Genomic DNA, 18,133 nt, shown 5'->3' with positions numbered 1-18,133 from the left:
ATTCAGCGACCCCTTACAGCTTCATCAGGCTGGCGTCGTCGACCGAGGCCGAGTGGCGGGAACGGAACAGCGACACGATGATCGCGAGCCCGACCACGACCTCCGCGGCGGCGACGACCATGGTGAAGAAGGCGAAGATCTGGCCGTCGAGATTGCCGTGCAGGCGGGAGAAGGCGACGAAGGCGAGGTTGCAGGCGTTGAGCATCAGCTCGACGCACATGAACACCACGATCGCGTTCCGCCTGATCAGCACGCCGGTGGCGCCGATCGTGAACAACAGGGCGGCGAGATAGAGGTAGTTGACCGGATTCACTTGGACGCCTCCTCCGGCTTCGTGCGCTCAAGGCGCTCCTCGGCACGCTGCTCCAGCGCCTTCAGGTCGCTGAGCGCGTCCGCCGACACGTCACGGATCTGCCCGCGGTCGCGCAGCGTCTTGCTGACGGTCAGCTCGGACGGGGTGCCGTCCGGGAGCAGCCCGGCGATGTCCACGGCGTTGTGCCGGGCGTAGACACCGGGGGCCGGCAGCGGCGGTACGTGCTTGCCCTCGCGGACCCGCTGCTCGGACAGCTCGCGCTGCGTCTTGGCCCGCTCGGTGCGCTCGCGGTGCGTCAGCACCATGGCGCCGACGGCGGCCGTGATGAGCAGGGCGCCGGTGATCTCGAAGGCGAACACGTACTTCGTGAAGATGAGGGCGGCCAGGCCCTCCACGTTGCCGTTCGCGTTCGCCTTCGCCAGGCCGTCGAAGTCCTTGACCGACGCGTTGCCGATCCCGGCGAACAGCAGGACGCCGAAGCCGAGTCCGCAGAGCAGGGCGAGCCAGCGCTGCCCCTTGATGGTCTCCTTCAGGGAGTCCGCCGCGGTGACACCGACGAGCATGACGACGAAGAGGAACAGCATCATGATCGCGCCGGTGTAGACGACGATCTGGACGATGCCCAGGAAGTACGCGCCGTTGGCGAGGTAGAACACCGCCAGGATGATCATGGTCCCGGCGAGGCACAGCGCGCTGTGCACGGCCTTCCTCATGAAGACGGTGCACAGGGCGCCGATCACCGCGACCGTGCCGAGGACCCAGAACTGGAAGGCCTCGCCGGTGGAGGTCGAGTACGCGGCCAGCTCGCTCATGCCTGCGCCCCCTTCTCCGCCGGCAAGCCCGAGGGGCTCTCCGAGGCGCTCTTTGAAGGGCTGCCCGCCGGGTAGAACTCGCCCTTGGACACGGCCACCTGACGCTCCGTGCCGGGCGCCGCCTCGGTCACCAGACCCCGGTAGTAGTCCTGCTCGTCCGTGCCCGGGAAGATCGAGTGCGGCGAGTCGACCATGCCCTCCTCCAGACCTGCGAGCAACTGCTCCTTGGTGTAGATGAGGTTGGCGCGGCTGCTGTCCGCAAGCTCGAACTCGTTCGTCATCGTCAGCGCGCGCGTGGGGCACGCCTCGATGCACAGGCCGCACAGGATGCAGCGGGCGTAGTTGATCTGGTAGACGCGGCCGTACCGCTCGCCCGGGGAGTAGCGCTCCTCGTCGGTGTTGTCCGCGCCCTCCACGTAGATGGCGTCCGCCGGGCAGGCCCAGGCGCACAGCTCACAGCCGACGCACTTCTCCAGACCGTCCGGATGACGGTTGAGCTGGTGCCGGCCGTGGAACCGCGGCGCAGTGGTCTTCGGCTGCTCCGGGTACTGCTCGGTCAGCCGCTTCTTGAACATGGCCTTGAAGGTCACGCCGAAACCGGCGACGGGGTTCTGGAAACCCGGTTTGGTCTCCTTCGGCTCCTCAGCCATCGGACCCCTCCTTTCCGTCACGAGATCCGGCAGTCGATCCGTCACTCGCAGTATCGGACCCGCCACTGACAATCAGCTCCCGCTCGCGGCGCGGACGGCGCCGGGGCACCGGCGGCAGCTCCTGGCCGGGCAGCGGCGGCACGGGGAATCCGCCCGCCATCGGGTCGAAGGCGGCCGGCTCGGCGGGCATGTCCCCGGCCTTCTGCTTGTCGCGGAAGATGTCCGCCGCGAACGACAGCAACAGCAGGACCAGGACGCCTCCGCCCACGTACAGGGCGATGTCCGCGAAGTCGTAGTTCTCGTTGCGCAGCGTCCGGACCGTCGCGACGAGCATCAGCCAGACCACGGAGACCGGGATGAGGACCTTCCAGCCCAGCTTCATCAACTGGTCGTAGCGGACGCGCGGCAGCGTGCCGCGCAGCCAGATGAAGAAGAACAGCAGGAGCTGCACCTTCACCACGAACCAGAGCATCGGCCACCAGCCGTGGTTGGCGCCCTCCCAGAAGGTGCTGATCGGCCACGGGGCCCGCCAGCCGCCCAGGAAGAGCGTCGTCGACACGGCCGAGACCGTCACCATGTTCACGTACTCGGCGAGCATGAACAGCGCGAACTTGATGGACGAGTACTCGGTGTTGAAGCCGCCGACGAGGTCGCCCTCGGACTCCGGCATGTCGAACGGGGCCCGGTTGGTCTCGCCGACCATGGTCACGATGTAGATCAGGAACGACACCGGCAGCAGCAGGATGTACCAGCGGTCGTGCTGCTGCTCGACGATCGTCGAGGTCGACATCGACCCCGAGTACAGGAACACCGAGGCGAAGGCCGCGCCCATGGCGATCTCGTACGAGATCATCTGGGCGCAGGACCGCAGGCCGCCGAGCAGCGGGTACGTCGACCCGGAACTCCAGCCGGCGAGCACGATCCCGTAGATGCCCACCGAGGCGACCGCGAGGATGAAGAGCATCGCGATCGGCAGGTCGGTGAGCTGCATCGTGGTGCGCTGCCCGAAGATCGAGACCTGGTTGTCGGCGGGCCCGAAGGGGATCACCGCGATCGCCATGAACGCCGGGATGGCGGCGACGACGGGCGCGAGGACGTAGACCACCTTGTCCGCGCGTTTGACGATGACGTCTTCCTTCAGCATCAGCTTGACGCCGTCGGCGAGCGACTGGAGCATCCCCCAGGGACCGTGCCGGTTGGGGCCGATGCGCAACTGCATCCAGGCGACGACCTTGCGCTCCCACACGATGGAGAACAGCACGGTCACCATCAGGAAGGCGAAGCAGAAGACCGCCTTGACGACGACCAGCCACCAGGGGTCGCGGCCGAACATCGAGAGGTCTTCAGCGGCGAGGTACGGCGTCATGCCTCCACCTCCTTGGGGGCCTCGGCGGCGATGGCCGCCGGGCCGATGCGGACGAGTGCGCCGGGCAGCGCCCCGGTGTCGGAGGCGACGCCCCCGCCGGTCGAGTTCAGCGGGAGCCAGACCACCCGGTCGGGCATCTCCGTGACCTGGAGCGGGAGTTCGACCACCCCGGCGGGTCCCGTCACGGCGAGGACGTCACCGTTCCCGACGCCCGCCTCGGCGGCCGTGGCGGGCGACACGCGCGCGTGGGCGGCGTGCCGGGTCCCGGCGAGCGCCTCGTCGCCCTGCTGGAGGAGCCCCTGGTCGAGAAGCAGCCGGTGGCCCGCCAGTACGGCTTCCCCGGCGGCCGGACGCGGCAACTGCGCCCCGGTCTCCAGGGGTTCGGACGCGTGCGGCCCGTCCCATGCACCGAGCCGGTTCAGCTCCCCGCGCGCGGTGCGCAGATCCGGCAGCCCCAGGTGTACGTCCATGGCGTCGGCCAGCATCTGCAGCACGCGCGCGTCGGTGGGCGACAGGTTGCGGGTCATCTGCTCGGGCTTGAGCGCCGCCTCGAAGGACCGCAGCCGGCCTTCCCAGTTGAGGAAGCTGCCGGACTTCTCCGCGACCGCGGCGACCGGCAGGACGACGTCCGCGTGGTCGGTGACCTCACTCGGCCGCAGTTCGAGCGAGACCAGGAAGCCCACCTCGGACAGGGCCTCACGCGCGCGTGCCGGGTCGGGAAGGTCGGCGACCTCCACGCCCGCGACCAGCAGCGCGCGCAGTTCGCCCGCCACGGCGGCCTCGACGATCTGGCCGGTGTCGCGGCCGTAGCGGTGCGGGAGTTCGGAGACGCCCCAGGCGGCCGCGACCTCCTCCCGCGCGCGCGGGTCGGTCGCCGGGCGTCCGCCCGGCAGCAGCGAGGGCAGCGCACCCGCCTCGATCGCACCGCGCTCGCCCGCCCGGCGCGGAATCCACACCAGGTGGGCGCCGATGGCGGCGGCCGCCCGGACCGCGGCGGTGAGCCCGCCCGCCACGGCGGCCAGCCGCTCTCCGACGGCGATCACCGACCCCTCGGCGCGCAGCGCCTCGGCGGCCGTCGCGCCGTCCCCTTCGAGGCCGACCCCGCTCGCGAGCGCGTCCAGCCACTCGGTCTCGGTGCCGGGCGCGGCCGGCAGCAGCGTGCCGCCCGCCTTCGCCAGGCCGGGGGTGGCGTGGGTGGCGAGCGCGTAGGTCTTCTGGCCGTGCCCGCGCCAGGCCTTGCGCAGCCGCAGGAAGACGCCGGGCGCCTCCTCCTCGGACTCGAAGCCCACCAGCAGAACGGCGGGCGCCTTCTCCAGGGAGGTGTACGTGACGCCCGTACCGTCGAGATCCCGTCCGCGTCCGGCGACCTTGGCGGCCAGGAAGTCGGCCTCCTCGGAGCTGTGCACGCGCGCGCGGAAGTCGATGTCGTTCGTGTCGAGGGCCACGCGCGCGAACTTGCTGTACGCGTAGGCATCCTCGACGGTGAGCCGGCCTCCCGCGAGGACACCGGTCCGGCCGCGGGCCGCGGTCAGTCCGCGCGCCGCCGCCTCCAGGGCCTCCGGCCAGGAAGCGGGCTCCAGGACGCCGTCCGCGTTGCGCACCAGCGGCGTGTCGAGGCGGTCGCGCTGCTGCGCGTACCGGAACCCGAACCGCCCCTTGTCGCAGACCCACTCCTCGTTGACCTCGGGGTCGGCGGCGGCCAGCCGCCGCATGACCTTGCCACGCCGGTGGTCGGTGCGGGTCGCGCAGCCGCCGGAGCAGTGCTCGCACACCGACGGCGAGGAGATCAGGTCGAAGGGGCGCGAACGGAAGCGGTACGCCGCCGACGTCAGCGCGCCCACCGGACAGATCTGGATCGTGTTCCCGGAGAAGTACGACTCGAAGGGGTCGCCGTCCCCGGTACCGACCTGCTGGAGCGCGCCCCGCTCGATCAGCTCGATCATCGGGTCGCCCGCGATCTGGTTGGAGAAGCGGGTGCAGCGGGCGCACAGCACGCACCGCTCACGGTCGAGCAGGACCTGCGTGGAGATCGGGACCGGCTTCTCGTAGGTCCGCTTGCGGCCCTCGAAGCGGGACTCGGCGTTGCCGTGCGACATCGCCTGGTTCTGCAGGGGGCACTCGCCGCCCTTGTCGCAGACCGGGCAGTCCAGCGGGTGGTTGATGAGCAGCAGCTCCATCACGCCGTGCTGCGCCTTCTCGGCGACCGGCGAGGTGAGCTGGGTCTTGACGACCATCCCGTCCGTACAGGTGATCGTGCAGGACGCCATGGGCTTGCGCTGGCCCTCGACCTCGACGATGCACTGCCGGCAGGCGCCGGCCGGGTCGAGGAGCGGGTGGTCGCAGAACCGGGGGATCTCGATGCCGAGCTGTTCGGCGGCCCGGATGACCAGGGTGCCCTTGGGCACGCTGATCTCGACGCCGTCGATGGTCAGCGCGACCAGGTCCTCCGGGGGGACCGCCGCTTCCCCGCCTCCGGAGGGAGCGCTGGTGGTCACTGTCATGCGTTCACCTCCGTGTGCTTGTCCGCCCAGGCCGTCGACCTGGCCGGGTCGAAGGGGCAGCCGCGGCCCGTGATGTGCTGCTCGTACTCGTCGCGGAAGTACTTGAGCGAGGAGAAGATCGGCGAGGCGGCACCGTCGCCGAGGGCGCAGAAGGACTTGCCGTTGATGTTGTCGGCGATGTCGTTCAGCTTGTCGAGGTCGGACATGACGCCCTTGCCGGCCTCGATGTCGCGCAGCAACTGCACGAGCCAGTAGGTGCCTTCGCGGCAGGGCGTGCACTTGCCGCAGGACTCGTGGGCGTAGAACTCGGTCCAGCGGGTCACGGCGCGGACGACACAGGTCGTCTCGTCGAAGCACTGGAGTGCTTTCGTGCCGAGCATGGAACCCGCGGCGCCCACTCCTTCGTAATCAAGGGGGACGTCGAGATGCTCGTCGGTGAACATCGGGGTCGAGGAGCCGCCCGGCGTCCAGAACTTCAGCCGGTGGCCGGGGCGCATCCCGCCGCTCATGTCGAGGAGTTGGCGCAGGGTGATGCCGAGCGGCGCCTCGTACTGGCCGGGGCTGGCGACATGGCCGCTGAGCGAGTAGAGCGTGAAGCCCGGGGACTTCTCGCTGCCCATCGACTTGAACCAGTCTTTGCCCTTTTGCAGAATCGCGGGAACCGACGCGATGGATTCGACGTTATTCACCACAGTCGGGCACGCATAGAGTCCCGCGACAGCAGGGAAAGGGGGTCGGAGCCGCGGTTGTCCACGGCGTCCTTCGAGCGAGTCGAGCAGTGCGGTCTCTTCACCACAGATGTACGCGCCCGCGCCCGCGTGCACGGTGAGCTGGAGGTCGAGTCCGCTGCCCAGGATGTTCTCGCCGAGGTAGCCCGCCTCGTACGCCTCGCGTACGGCTTCGTGCAACCGCCGCAGTACGGGGACCACTTCACCACGCAGATAGATGAACGCATGCGAAGACCGAATGGCATAACACGCGATCACAATGCCCTCGATGAGGCTATGCGGGTTCGCGAAGAGGAGCGGGATGTCCTTGCAGGTGCCCGGCTCCGATTCGTCGGCGTTGACAACTAGATAGTGTGGTTTACCGTCCCCCTGCGGAATGAACTGCCATTTCATTCCGGTGGGGAATCCCGCGCCGCCGCGGCCGCGCAGTCCGGAGTCCTTGACGTAGGCGATCAGGTCGTCCGGCGACATGGCGAGTGCCTTGCGCAGGCCCTCGTACCCTTCGTGCCTCTTGTAGACGTCCAGCGTCCAGGACTTGTCCTCGTCCCAGAAGGCCGACAGCACGGGTGCGAGCAGCTTTTCGGGACTCGTCTCGTTGATCTCTGCTGCCAAGGTCATCACTCCCCCTCCTCTGCGACCGGGCCCGCGGGATGGGACGGGTCGGAAGCCGACGTGTCCTGCGGCGCGTCGTGCGAACTCTGGTGTCCGGCCGGCGGCTGGTCCGAGGGCGTGCGGTCCTCGGCAGCGCGGTCCTCGGAAGTCCGGTCCCTCGGTGCCTCTCCGCCGCCGCGCGGATGCACCACGCGCGCTGGACCAGTCTCCCCCTTGGCCAGCCGCAGCCCCACCAGGGAGGCGTGGCCCGCGCTGCCGCCGGCCTCCACGGCGCCCTCGCGCTCGTCGGGGAAGCCGGCCAGAATCCGGGCGGTGTCCTTGAAGGTGCACAGCCGGGCACCGCGGGTCGGCTCGACGTCGGCTCCCGCGCGCAGGTCGTCGACGAGGCGCTTGGCCGAGTCCACGGTCTGGTTGTCGAAGAACTCCCAGTTGACCATCACGACCGGGGCGAAGTCGCAGGCCGCGTTGCACTCGATGTGCTCCAGCGTGACCTTGCCGTCACCGGTGGTCTCTCCGTTGCCCACGCCCAGGTGGTCCTGGAGGGCCTCGAAGATCGCGTCGCCGCCCATCACGGCGCACAGGGTGTTGGTGCAGACACCCACCTGGTAGTCGCCGCTCGGCTTGCGGCGGTACATGGAGTAGAAGGTCGCGACCGCGTTGACCTCGGCGGTCGTCAGACCGAGGACGTCCGCGCAGAACTGCTGTCCGGTGCGCGTGACGTGGCCCTCCTGCGACTGCACGAGATGCAGCAACGGAAGGAGGGCCGAGCGGGAGTCGGGGTAGCGGGCGATGATCTCGCGCGCGTCCGCCTCCAGCCGGGCTCGGACGTCGTCCGGGTAGGCGGGCGCGGGCAGTTGGGGCATGCCCAGGCTGACGCCCTCGGGGGTGGTGGTCACCGGTCGACGCCTCCCATCACGGGGTCGATGGACGCGACGGCGACGATGACGTCGGCGACCTGGCCGCCCTCGCACATCGCCGCCATCGCCTGCAGGTTGGTGAAGGACGGGTCGCGGAAGTGGACCCGGTAGGGGCGGGTGCCTCCGTCGGAGGTGACGTGCACCCCGAGTTCGCCCTTGGGCGACTCGACCGCCGCGTACGCCTGTCCCGGCGGCACGCGGAAGCCCTCGGTCACCAGCTTGAAGTGGTGGATCAGGGCTTCCATGGAGGTGCCCATGATCTTCTTGATGTGGTCGAGCGAGTTGCCGAGACCGTCAGGGCCGAGCGCGAGCTGGGCGGGCCAGGCGATCTTCTTGTCGGCGACCATGACCGGGCCGGGCTGCAGCCGGTCCAGGCACTGTTCGACGATCCGCAGCGACTGGCGCATCTCCTCCAGGCGGATCAGGAAGCGCCCGTAGGAGTCGCAGGTGTCGGCGGTCGGGACCTCGAAGTCGTAGGTCTCGTAGCCGCAGTACGGCTGGGACTTGCGCAGGTCGTGGGGCAGGCCCGCCGAGCGCAGGACCGGGCCGGTGGCGCCGAGGGCCATGCAGCCGGCCAGGTCGAGGTAGCCGACGTCCTGCATACGGGCCTTGAAGATGGGGTTTCCGGTGGCGAGCTTGTCGTACTCGGGGAGGTTCTTCTTCATCTTCTTCACGAACTCGCGGATCTGGTCCACCGCACCGGGCGGCAGGTCCTGGGCGAGTCCGCCGGGGCGGATGTACGCGTGGTTCATCCGCAGGCCGGTGATCAGCTCGTAGATGTCGAGAATGAGTTCCCGGTCGCGGAAGCCGTAGATCATGATCGTGGTGGCGCCCAGCTCCATGCCGCCGGTGGCGATGCACACCAGGTGGGAGGAGAGCCGGTTCAGCTCCATGAGGAGCACGCGGATGATCGAGGCGCGGTCGGGGATCTGGTCGGTGATGCCGAGGAGCTTCTCGACGCCGAGACAGTAGGCCGTCTCGTTGAAGAACGGCGTCAGGTAGTCCATCCGCGTCACGAACGTGGTGCCCTGGGTCCACGTGCGGAACTCGAGGTTCTTCTCGATGCCGGTGTGGAGGTAGCCGATGCCGCATCGGGCCTCGGTGACGGTCTCGCCGTCGATCTCCAGGATGAGCCGGAGCACACCGTGGGTGGACGGGTGCTGCGGGCCCATGTTGACGATGATGCGCTCGTCGTCGGACTTGGCCGCGGTCTGGGCGATCTCGTCCCAGTCGCCGCCGGTGACCGTGTAGACGGTGCCCTCGGTCGTCTCGCGGGGGGATGCGGCCGATGCCCCGGAAGGGGTCTGCGTGCTCATGAGTACGACCTCCGCTGGTCCGGAGCCGGGATCTGGGCGCCCTTGTACTCGACGGGGATGCCGCCGAGGGGGTAGTCCTTGCGCTGCGGGAAGCCCTGCCAGTCGTCCGGCATCATGATCCGCGTCAGCGCCGGGTGACCGTCGAAGATCAGCCCGAAGAAGTCGTACGTCTCGCGCTCGTGCCAGTCGTTCGTCGGGTAGACGGAGACGAGCGAGGGGATGTGCGGGTCGGCGTCGGGGACGCTGACCTCCAGCCGGATCAGCCGGTTGTGGGTGATCGAGCGCAGGTGGTAGACGGCGTGCAGCTCGCGGCCCTTGTCGTGCGGGTAGTGCACCCCGGAGACGCCGGTGCACAGCTCGAAGCGGAGCGCCGGGTCGTCGCGCAGGGTCCGGGCGACGCGGACCAGGTGCTCGCGCTCGATGTGGAAGGTGATCTCGTCGCGGTCGACGACCGTCTTGTCGATGGCGTTCTCGGGGACGAGTCCCTGTTCCTCCAGGGCGCCTTCCAGTTCGTCGGCCACTTCGTCGAACCAGCCGCCGTAGGGGCGGTTGGCCGGGCCGGGGAGGCGGATCGAGCGGACGAGGCCGCCGTAGCCGGAGGTGTCGCCGCCGTTGTTGGCGCCGAACATGCCGCGCTGGACGCGGATCTCCTCGCCCTGGTCGCCCCGCTGGCCGGGAAGGTTGGAGGCGCCGAGATCCTTCTCGGGGTTGACGCCGTTGCCGTTCGCGTCGCTCACCGCAGCAGGCCCTTCATCTCGATGGTGGGGAGCGCCTTGAGCGCCGCTTCCTCCGCCTCGCGGGCCGCCTCCTCGGCGTTGACGCCGAGCTTGGAGGTCTGGATCTTCTGGTGGAGCTTGAGAATCGCGTCCATCAGCATCTCGGGCCGCGGCGGGCATCCGGGCAAATAGATGTCGACCGGGACGATGTGGTCGACGCCCTGCACAATGGCGTAGTTATTGAACATTCCGCCCGATGACGCACAAACCCCCATGGAAATGACCCACTTGGGATTGGGCATCTGGTCGTAGACCTGCCGCAGCACCGGCGCCATCTTCTGGCTGACCCGGCCGGCCACGATCATCAGGTCGGCCTGGCGGGGCGATCCGCGGAACACCTCCATACCGAAGCGCGCCAGGTCGTAGCGCCCGGCGCCGGTCGTCATCATCTCGATGGCGCAGCAGGCGAGTCCGAATGTCGCGGGGAAGACGGACGACTTGCGCACCCAGCCCGCGGCCTGCTCGACCGTGGTCAGCAGGAATCCGCTCGGCAGCTTTTCTTCGAGTCCCATGTCTTAAAGGCCCCTCAGTCCCATTCCAGGCCGCCGCGCCGCCATACGTACGCGTACGCGACGAAGACGGTGAGCACGAAGAGCAGCATCTCCACGAGCCCGAAAACACCCAGGGCGTCGAAGGTGACGGCCCAGGGGTAGAGGAAGACGATCTCGATGTCGAAGACGATGAAGAGCATCGCCGTCAGGTAGTACTTGATGGGAAAACGCCCGCCGCCGGCCGGCGTGGGCGTCGGCTCGATGCCGCACTCGTAGGCTTCGAGCTTGGCGCGGTTGTACCGCTTCGGACCGATCAGCGTGGCCATGACCACGGAGAAGATCGCAAAGCCTGCCCCGAGGGCTCCCAGTACGAGGATCGGCGCATACGCGTTCACGCTCCTCGCTCCTCTCAGTCGGCACTGACTGGTGGCGGTTCGAGGGCCCGCGCTCCCGCCTCGGCAGCACCGCGAACCCCACCCGTCCCGGCGAAGATCGCGGACATGTGAAGCAGGTCACAAGCCCAACTGCCTCGCATCTTATGCCCGGCGGTCTGTGATCTGCGACACGGGGTATTCCACAAGCTTTGTGATCTCCACCACCTGACGAACGATCATGAAGTCGGATGAGCAGTGATCTTCACACGCGAAGCGTCCGGTCGATCACCAGAGGTGACATTTCCGCTCGTCATCGCAGGTCCGAGGCGGCGTCTCCATATCAAGAGACTTCCCCTGCATGCAAATTGGCGCTGGACGCACGCCCTTGATAGTGCGCGGTGTTCACACTTCGGAGGACAAGAGGGGACGGGCGTGGACGCGTGCACGCGTTCACGAGCGGAGCGGGCCGGCCGTGCGCGCGGGACGCACCGGCGCCGGTGACCGTTCCGTGACCTGCACCACATCTACCTGTGTGTCAGATAAGCCGGGCTTGGCCACCGGCCTCAACCGATGCTAGGCAGGGGGCAATTCGGACGTATTACTGAAAGGCCATGATCACGGGCCTGGTGGACGGTGTCCGCAATGCCCGTTACGGCGTCAATAAAGAGTGACGCGCGTTGAATTCGGCCGTCGATTGAACAACTGTGGCGCACCACACGTTTCTTGAAGGTATGGAGGAGCTGCTGGTACCGCTTGTACCCATGTCCCACACCGCTCACATACGAAGCCACCGGAAGCCCCGTCGCAACGCGTCGTCGCTCGCGATGCGCGCCGGAGTTGCCGGTGGCGTTCTCAGCACCCTGGCCGTGGCCGGGGCGGCCGGTTCGGCGAACGCCGCCGAGCCCGTCACGCAGACGCTCGAACTGCCGACCCTGACGGCCGACCTGGCCACGCAGGTCGCGCAGTCCGCGGACGCCACTCAGCAGGCCGCGGCCAACTACGAGCTCCAGGCGGAGCGCGACGCGGCCGCCGCGAAGGCCGCCAAGCAGGCCAAGGCCGACCTGGCCGACGCCAAGAAGAAGGCGGAGGCCAAGAAGAAGGCCGAGGCCGCGCGGAAGGCCGCGGCGGCCCAGGCCGTCTCCCGCTCCACGGAGCGGACCGTCCTGTCCGCCTCCAGCGCCCCCTCGGCCGGCTCGTCCGCGTCGACGAACGTCTCCGCCCCGGCGAGCGGCAGCGTCGCGACGGTCATCGCCTTCCTGAAGGCCCAGGTCGGCGACGCGTACGTGATGGGCGGCACCGGACCCAACGCGTGGGACTGCTCGGGTCTGGTCCAGGCGGCGTTCCGGCAGGTCGGCGTCGACCTGCCGCGCGTCTCGGAAGCCCAGTCGACGGCCGGTACGCCGGTTTCGCTGTCGAATGTCCAGGTCGGCGACATCCTGTACTGGGGTTCGGCCGGCTCGGCGTACCACGTCGGCGTGTACATCGGTGGCGGGCAGTACCTCGACGCGGCCAACCCCTCCAAGGGCGTCGTGATCCAGGATCTCTCGGGCTACCCGGCGACGGGCGCGGTGCGCGTGCTCTGACCCGCGGGTGACATCCCGAGGACCGCTTCCCCGCACGGGGAGGCGGTCCTTCGGGCTGTTCGGGTTTCCGGGTTCGGGCTGTTCGGGCCCGGTGGGCTCCGCCGGTGCGGGAGAGTGTGGCTCGGCGCCGGGGAGTCGGCGGGCCGCCGCCGGCCGCGGTGCCCGCGCACCCGAAGGAGACAGCGATGCCCCGTGTGTTCGTCCAGGGAAGCCCCGTCGGCTCGTACCCGGCGCTCTCGCCGGAAGCCCGCCGGGGCACCGTCCGGCGGATCACCGAGGTCGGCGAGGAGGTCCTGCACCGGCCCTGCCGGGACGTGACCGAGTTCGGCCCCGACCTCGCCGCGCTCATCGACGACATGTTCCTGACCATGTACGTGGCCGACGGCGCGGGTCTGGCCGCGAACCAGGTCGGGGTGGATCTGCGCCTCTTCGTCTACGACTGCCCCGACGACGACGGGAACCGGCACGTCGGCCATATCGCCAACCCCGTCCTGGAGCGCCTCGCGCCGTCCGGCCGGCGGCTGCTGGACGAGGGCGAGGGGTGCCTGTCCGTCCCCGGGGCCGTCGTGGACGTGCCCCGCCCCGACCACGCCGTCGTACGCGGTGTCGACAAGGACGGGAACGCCCTGGTCATCGAGGGGACGGGGTACTTCGCGCGGTGCCTGGCGCATGAGAGCGACCACCTCGACGGCCATGTCTACCTGGACCGCCTCGCCCGCCGCGACCGCAAGGAGGCCCTGCGTCAGGTCGCCGAACGGCGCGAGGAGGTCATGGCCCGCCGCGCCGCCAAGGAGTCGGCGCTGACGGGCAGCCGAGGGTGACGGACGGTCGAGGGTGACGGGCGGTCGGACAGCCGCTCCCCTGCTGTCCGGGCCGCCGCTTTCCTACTGCCCGGACAGCCGCTCGCGTCGTCGGGAGGGGGTCAGGCCTTCGGGGCCACCTTCGAGAGGCCGTTGATGATGCGGTCCGCGGCGTCGCCGCCGGTCGGGTCGGTGAGGTTCGCCAGCATCTTCAGGGTGAACCTCATCAGCATCGGGTGGGTCAGACCGCGCTGGGCGGCGATCTTCATGACCTTCGGGTTGCCGATGAGCTTCACGAAGGCTCGGCCGAGCGTGTAGTACCCGCCGTAGGTGTCCTTCAGGACGCGCGGGTAGCGCTGGAGCGCCAGTTCGCGCTGGCCCGGGGTGGCGCGCGCGTGGGCCTGGACGATCACGTCGGCGGCGATCTGGCCGGACTCCATGGCGTAGGCGATGCCCTCGCCGTTGAAGGGGTTCACCAGGCCGCCGGCGTCACCGACCAGCAACAGGCCCTTGGTGTAGTGCGGCTGGCGGTTGAAGGCCATCGGCAGGGCGGCGCCGCGGATCGGGCCGGTCATGTTCTCCGGGGTGTAGCCCCAGTCCTCCGGCATCGAGGCGCACCACGCCTTCAGGACCTCGCGCCAGTCCAGCTCCTTGAAGGAGTCGGAGGTGTTGAGGACGCCGAGGCCGACGTTCGAGGTGCCGTCGCCCATGCCGAAGATCCAGCCGTAGCCGGGCAGCAGCCGGTCCTGGGCACCCCGGCGGTCCCACAGCTCCAGCCAGGACTCCAGGTAGTCGTCGTCGTGACGCGGCGAGGTGAAGTACGTACGCACGGCGACGCCCATCGGGCGGTCCTCGCGGCGGTGCAGGCCCATCGCGAGGGAGAGGCGGCTGGAGTTGCCGTCGGCGGCCACCACCAGCGGGGCGTGGAAGGTGACCTCCCGCTTCTCCTTGGAGTCGGCGTCGCCGAGCTTCGCGTGGACGCCGGTGATGCTGCCGGTGCGGTCGTCGACGATCGGGGCGCCGACGTTGCAGCGCTCGTACAGCCGGGCGCCCGCCTTCTGCGCCTGCCGCGCCAACTGCTCGTCGAAATCGTCCCGCTTCCGTACGAGTCCGTAGTCGGGGAAGGAGGCGAGATCCGGCCAGTCCAGCTGGAGCCGGACGCCGCCGCCGATGATGCGCAGCCCCTTGTTGCGGAGCCAGCCGGCTTCCTCGGAGATGTCGATGCCCATCGACACGAGCTGCTTGGTGGCGCGCGGGGTCAGTCCGTCGCCGCAGACCTTCTCGCGAGGGAAGGCGGTCTTCTCCAGCAGCAGGACGTCGAGCCCCGCCTTCGCCAGGTAGTAGGCGGTGGTGGAACCGGCTGGCCCGGCCCCGACGACGATGACGTCGGCGGTGTTTTCGGAGAGGGGCTGGGGCTCGGTCACGGCGGGGTCTCCCCAAGGCTCGAAATCAACGTGCCGACGGGCACTGGACATGGGCAGTCTATGCAGCGGTACCGATCACCGGCTGAAGGGCTGCCCCGTGAACCTAGCTCTCCCCGACGTACGGCTGCGCGTCCCCACCGACGAGGACGCCCATGCCTGGCACCGGGTCTTCGACGACCCGGAGGTCATGGAGTTCCACGGGGGCCGCGCGGCCGAGCTGTCCGTGTACGAGGAACTCACCGCCCGCCAGCGGCGGCACGACGCGGAGTACGGGTTCTGCCTGTGGACGATGGTCGACGCCGGGGGCGAGGTGCTGGGCTTCACCGGCGCGCAGCCGTGGCCGCACGCGTGGGGGCCCACCGGGCAGATCGAGATCGGCTGGCGGCTCGGCCGGGCGCACTGGGGCAAGGGGTGCGTCACGGCGGCGGCATTGACGACCCTGGAGCGGGTCCGTTCGGCGGGCGTCACGGACGTGACGGCGATGGTCAACGCGGGCAACGCCCGTTCCATCGCGGTGACCAGACGGCTCGGCATGGAACTGGCGGAGCGGTTCACGCTCCCGTCCTCGAAGGCGGAGGGCCACCGCTACCGGCTGGCCCTGTGAGGAGTCGGCTCGCCTCGCGGTGGGACGGTGCAGCCACCCAGGGCTGGCCGCCCGAACCCCCGTTCGCTCAGGCCTGCTTGAAGCCCCGGTGGAGGGCCACGATGCCGCCGGAGAGGTTGCGCCAGGCGGTACGGGACCAGCCCGCCTTGCGCAGCCGCTCGGCCAGTTCCGGCTGGGTCGGCCAGGCGCGGATGGACTCGGCGAGATAGACGTACGCCTCGGGGTTCGAGGAGACCGCGCGGGCGACCGGGGGCAGCGCGCGCATCAGGTACTCGGTGTAGACGGTGCGGAACGGCGCCCAGGTGGGGTGCGAGAACTCGCAGATCACGACGCGCCCGCCGGGCTTGGTCACGCGGTACAGCTCGCCGAGGGCCGTGTCGGTGTCCTGGACGTTGCGCAGTCCGAAGGAGATCGTGACGGCGTCGAAGGTGTCGTCCTTGAAGGGCAGCTTCGTCGCGTCACCGGCGGTCAGCGGCAGCCACGGGTGGTTGCGCTTGCCCACACGGAGCATGCCGAGGGAGAAGTCGCAGGGGACGACGTACGCGCCACTGCGCGCGAACGGCAGGGACGAGGTCGCCGTACCCGCCGCCAGGTCGAGGATCTTCTGCGCGGGGCGCGCGTCGACCGCCCTCGCGACCTCCTTGCGCCACACCCGGTCCTGGCCGAGCGACAGCAGGTCGTTCGTCAGGTCGTACCGTTCCGCCACGTCGTCGAACATCGAGGCGACTTCGTGCGGCTGCTTGTCCAGGGATGCGCGGGTCACCCACCCATTGTGGCAGGAGCCCCCGGCCGACACGGCGGCGCCCGGCCGTAGGCCGCGACCGGCCGCACGTACCCCGCCGTACGCACGTCCGTAGACCGCGACCGGGCCGCACGTACCCCGCCGTGATCAGCGGCCCCGGTACACCAGGGCCGGCCGAGATCAGAGGCCCCGGTACACCAGGGCCGGCCGTGGTCAGCGGCCCCGGTACGCCAAGGCCGTGGTCAGCGGCCCCGGTACACCAGCCGTCCGCCGATCACGGTCGCCACGCACGTTCCGGCGCCGCGCGCGACCAGTTCGGTGCGGTCGGCGACGTCGAAGACGGCGAAGCGGGCGGGACCGCCCGGCGCCAGGGCGGGCAGCAGGATCAGCGGGGCCGGGGACAGCGCCGCCGGCCCCGGGAGCCGGTCGGGCCGCCGGCCCACCGCGAGGCCGGCCCGGCGCACCGCGTCGAGCACGGCGCGCGACCGCAGCTCCCCGGCAACCGCCACCGTGCCGTGCGCCAGCATGCGCTGGACACCGCGCCGCGCGCTCGCGCCGAGGCGGGCGGGGTCGGCGCGGAAGATCCGCCGGGCGCGTTCCCCGCCGATGGGCTCGGTGCCGAAGCCCTCGGCCTCGCGCGGGTCCGGGTGGTAGGTGGCCTCCAGCAGCTCGGGGCCGTACGGGTTCAGCAGGCCCGGGGTGAGGATGCCGGGCCAGCGCCGCACCCGCGCGTCCGGCCGGGCGGCGGCCAGTTCCTCGTACGGGCCGACGGCGGCGACGGCGGACCCGTCGACCAGTACCGCCGTCTCGGGCGACCGCTCGGCGGTGTGAATCGTCAGCATCGTGGCTTCAGTCGAGGCGTCGATCGGGGTGTCGGTCGGGGTTTCGGCTGGGGTGTCAGTTGGAGGCCAGCAGCTTCAGCTCGGGGTGGGCCGTGCCGCCGTCGATCGCCGTCGAGGAGATGTGGGACATCACGCGCTCGTCGACCGGGTCGTTCGCCGGGTCCTCGTGCACGACGATGTGCTCGTACGTCGTCGTCCGCTGCGCGGGGACGCGGCCCGCCTTGCGGATGAGGTCGATGATCTCCAGGCGGTTGGAGCGGTGCTTGGCGCCGGCGGAGGAGACGACGTTCTCCTCCAGCATGATCGAGCCGAGGTCGTCGGCGCCGTAGTGCAGGGAGAGCTGGCCGACCTCCTTGCCGGTGGTCAGCCAGGAGCCCTGGATGTGCGCCACGTTGTCGAGGAACAGGCGGGCGATCGCGATCATCCGAAGGTACTCGAAGAGCGTCGCCTGCGTGCGGCCCTTCAGGTGGTTGTTCTCCGGCTGGTAGGTGTACGGGATGAAGGCGCGGAAGCCGCCCGTCCGGTCCTGTACGTCGCGGATCATCCGCAGGTGCTCGATGCGCTCGGCGTTGGTCTCGCCGGTGCCCATCAGCATGGTGGACGTCGACTCGACGCCCAGCCCGTGCGCGATCTCCATGATCTCCAGCCAGCGTTCGCCGCTCTCCTTGAGGGGGGCGATCGCCTTGCGCGGGCGGGCCGGGAGCAGCTCGGCGCCGGCGCCGGCGAAGGAGTCGAGACCGGCCGCGTGGATCCGCTGGATGGCCTCCTCGACGCTCACCTTGGAGATACGGGCCATGTGCTCGACCTCGGACGCGCCGAGGGAGTGGATGACCAGCTCGGGGTACGCGCCCTTGATCGCGGCGAAGTGCTTCTCGTAGTACTCGACGCCGTAGTCCGGGTGGTGGCCGCCCTGGAACATGATCTGGGTGCCGCCCAGCTCGACGGTCTCGGCGCAGCGGCGCAGGATGTCGTCGAGGTCGCGCGTCCAGCCCTTGGCGGTGTCCTTGGGGGCAGCGTAGAAGGCGCAGAACTTGCACGCCGTGACGCACACGTTCGTGTAGTTGATGTTGCGCTCGATGATGTACGTCGCGATGTGCTCGGTACCGGCGTACCTGCGGCGGCGTACGGCGTCGGCGGCGGCGCCGAGGGCGTGCAGCGGGGCGTCGCGGTAGAGGACGAGCGCCTCTTCCGGAGTGATCCGTCCACCCGCGGCGGCACGGTCGAGGACGGCTGTGACAGACGTGAGGTCGGCCTTCTCGGTCACCGGGAGCGTCCCTTTCGT

General features: G+C 69.8%; 18 protein-coding genes. 3 read left to right on the top strand and 15 right to left on the bottom strand.

Annotated elements, in window-relative coordinates; genetic code table 11:
- Window positions 1-13 precede the first annotated feature (13 nt).
- Genes nuoK through AB0912_RS08045 form a run of 11 tightly spaced genes read right to left on the bottom strand, consistent with a single transcriptional unit; the run spans window position 14 to window position 10,877 of the window.
- Entirely contained in the window at window positions 14-313 is a 300-nt protein-coding gene (gene nuoK / locus AB0912_RS08095) for an NADH-quinone oxidoreductase subunit NuoK (RefSeq protein ID WP_081218793.1), read from the bottom strand.
- Window positions 310-1,125: an NADH-quinone oxidoreductase subunit J gene (locus AB0912_RS08090; RefSeq protein WP_366697122.1), complete on the bottom strand. Its 816-nt coding sequence runs from the start codon at window positions 1,123-1,125 to the stop codon at window positions 310-312. The genes nuoK and AB0912_RS08090 overlap by 4 nt, the downstream gene beginning before the upstream one ends.
- On the bottom strand, window positions 1,122-1,775 hold the full coding sequence (gene nuoI, locus AB0912_RS08085) for an NADH-quinone oxidoreductase subunit NuoI (protein ID WP_366697121.1): 654 nt from the start codon (window positions 1,773-1,775) through the stop codon (window positions 1,122-1,124). The genes AB0912_RS08090 and nuoI overlap by 4 nt, the downstream gene beginning before the upstream one ends.
- Window positions 1,768-3,141 (bottom strand): NADH-quinone oxidoreductase subunit NuoH, encoded by a 1,374-nt coding sequence (gene nuoH, locus AB0912_RS08080; protein WP_366697120.1) that lies wholly within the window; start codon window positions 3,139-3,141, stop codon window positions 1,768-1,770. Before nuoH ends, nuoI begins: the two co-directional genes overlap by 8 nt.
- The gene (locus tag AB0912_RS08075; protein WP_366697119.1) at window positions 3,138-5,642 is read right to left on the bottom strand and encodes an NADH-quinone oxidoreductase subunit G; all 2,505 of its coding nucleotides are present in this window, start codon (window positions 5,640-5,642) and stop codon (window positions 3,138-3,140) included. Before AB0912_RS08075 ends, nuoH begins: the two co-directional genes overlap by 4 nt.
- Window positions 5,639-6,991 (bottom strand): NADH-quinone oxidoreductase subunit NuoF, encoded by a 1,353-nt coding sequence (nuoF, locus tag AB0912_RS08070; RefSeq protein ID WP_366697118.1) that lies wholly within the window; start codon window positions 6,989-6,991, stop codon window positions 5,639-5,641. The genes AB0912_RS08075 and nuoF overlap by 4 nt, the downstream gene beginning before the upstream one ends.
- A complete protein-coding gene (gene nuoE, locus AB0912_RS08065) occupies window positions 6,988-7,878 on the bottom strand; it encodes an NADH-quinone oxidoreductase subunit NuoE (protein WP_366697117.1) in 891 nt (296 codons plus the stop codon). The genes nuoF and nuoE overlap by 4 nt, the downstream gene beginning before the upstream one ends.
- Window positions 7,875-9,215: an NADH-quinone oxidoreductase subunit D gene (locus tag AB0912_RS08060; protein ID WP_366697116.1), complete on the bottom strand. Its 1,341-nt coding sequence runs from the start codon at window positions 9,213-9,215 to the stop codon at window positions 7,875-7,877. Before AB0912_RS08060 ends, nuoE begins: the two co-directional genes overlap by 4 nt.
- Window positions 9,212-9,952 carry an NADH-quinone oxidoreductase subunit C gene (locus AB0912_RS08055; RefSeq protein ID WP_366697115.1) on the bottom strand — a complete coding sequence of 247 codons (741 nt, stop codon included), beginning with the start codon at window positions 9,950-9,952 and terminating at the stop codon, window positions 9,212-9,214. Before AB0912_RS08055 ends, AB0912_RS08060 begins: the two co-directional genes overlap by 4 nt.
- Window positions 9,949-10,503 carry an NADH-quinone oxidoreductase subunit B family protein gene (locus AB0912_RS08050; protein WP_010041554.1) on the bottom strand — a complete coding sequence of 185 codons (555 nt, stop codon included), beginning with the start codon at window positions 10,501-10,503 and terminating at the stop codon, window positions 9,949-9,951. Before AB0912_RS08050 ends, AB0912_RS08055 begins: the two co-directional genes overlap by 4 nt.
- Before the next feature lie 14 nt (window positions 10,504-10,517).
- Window positions 10,518-10,877 carry an NADH-quinone oxidoreductase subunit A gene (locus tag AB0912_RS08045; RefSeq protein ID WP_007383963.1) on the bottom strand — a complete coding sequence of 120 codons (360 nt, stop codon included), beginning with the start codon at window positions 10,875-10,877 and terminating at the stop codon, window positions 10,518-10,520.
- Window positions 10,878-11,587: 710 nt separating this feature from the next.
- Between AB0912_RS08045 and AB0912_RS08040 the strand changes: the two genes are divergently transcribed.
- Together AB0912_RS08040 and def are read left to right on the top strand one after the other, a co-directional pair.
- Window positions 11,588-12,439, top strand: a complete 852-nt coding sequence (locus tag AB0912_RS08040) for a C40 family peptidase (RefSeq protein ID WP_366697114.1) — start codon at window positions 11,588-11,590, stop codon at window positions 12,437-12,439.
- Between the two features lie 185 nt (window positions 12,440-12,624).
- The gene (gene def / locus AB0912_RS08035; RefSeq protein ID WP_366697113.1) at window positions 12,625-13,260 is read left to right on the top strand and encodes a peptide deformylase; all 636 of its coding nucleotides are present in this window, start codon (window positions 12,625-12,627) and stop codon (window positions 13,258-13,260) included.
- A gap of 101 nt (window positions 13,261-13,361) precedes the next feature.
- Here def and AB0912_RS08030 read toward each other — a convergent pair whose 3' ends face one another.
- Window positions 13,362-14,663, bottom strand: a complete 1,302-nt coding sequence (locus tag AB0912_RS08030) for a geranylgeranyl reductase family protein (protein WP_366697112.1) — start codon at window positions 14,661-14,663, stop codon at window positions 13,362-13,364.
- A 97-nt stretch (window positions 14,664-14,760) separates the two neighbouring features.
- Between AB0912_RS08030 and AB0912_RS08025 the strand changes: the two genes are divergently transcribed.
- A complete protein-coding gene (locus AB0912_RS08025) occupies window positions 14,761-15,267 on the top strand; it encodes a GNAT family N-acetyltransferase (protein ID WP_366697111.1) in 507 nt (168 codons plus the stop codon).
- Between the two features lie 67 nt (window positions 15,268-15,334).
- Here the strand turns inward: AB0912_RS08025 and AB0912_RS08020 are convergent, their stop codons facing one another.
- The 3 genes from AB0912_RS08020 to mqnC form a co-directional block, all read right to left on the bottom strand.
- Complete coding sequence (locus AB0912_RS08020; RefSeq protein WP_366697110.1) at window positions 15,335-16,030, bottom strand: demethylmenaquinone methyltransferase; 696 nt, start codon at window positions 16,028-16,030, stop codon at window positions 15,335-15,337.
- Between the two features lie 221 nt (window positions 16,031-16,251).
- Window positions 16,252-16,851, bottom strand: coding sequence for a hypothetical protein (locus tag AB0912_RS08015; protein WP_366697109.1), 600 nt, complete (start codon window positions 16,849-16,851; stop codon window positions 16,252-16,254).
- A 55-nt stretch (window positions 16,852-16,906) separates the two neighbouring features.
- On the bottom strand, window positions 16,907-18,115 hold the full coding sequence (gene mqnC, locus AB0912_RS08010) for a cyclic dehypoxanthinyl futalosine synthase (RefSeq protein WP_366697108.1): 1,209 nt from the start codon (window positions 18,113-18,115) through the stop codon (window positions 16,907-16,909).
- Window positions 18,116-18,133 lie beyond the last annotated feature (18 nt).

Source organism: Streptomyces sp. NPDC007084 (assembly GCF_040703595.1).
GTDB lineage: Bacteria > Actinomycetota > Actinomycetes > Streptomycetales > Streptomycetaceae > Streptomyces.
The sequence above is the reverse complement of the archived record's forward strand: the minus strand, read 5'-3'. Positions and strand labels throughout refer to the sequence as shown.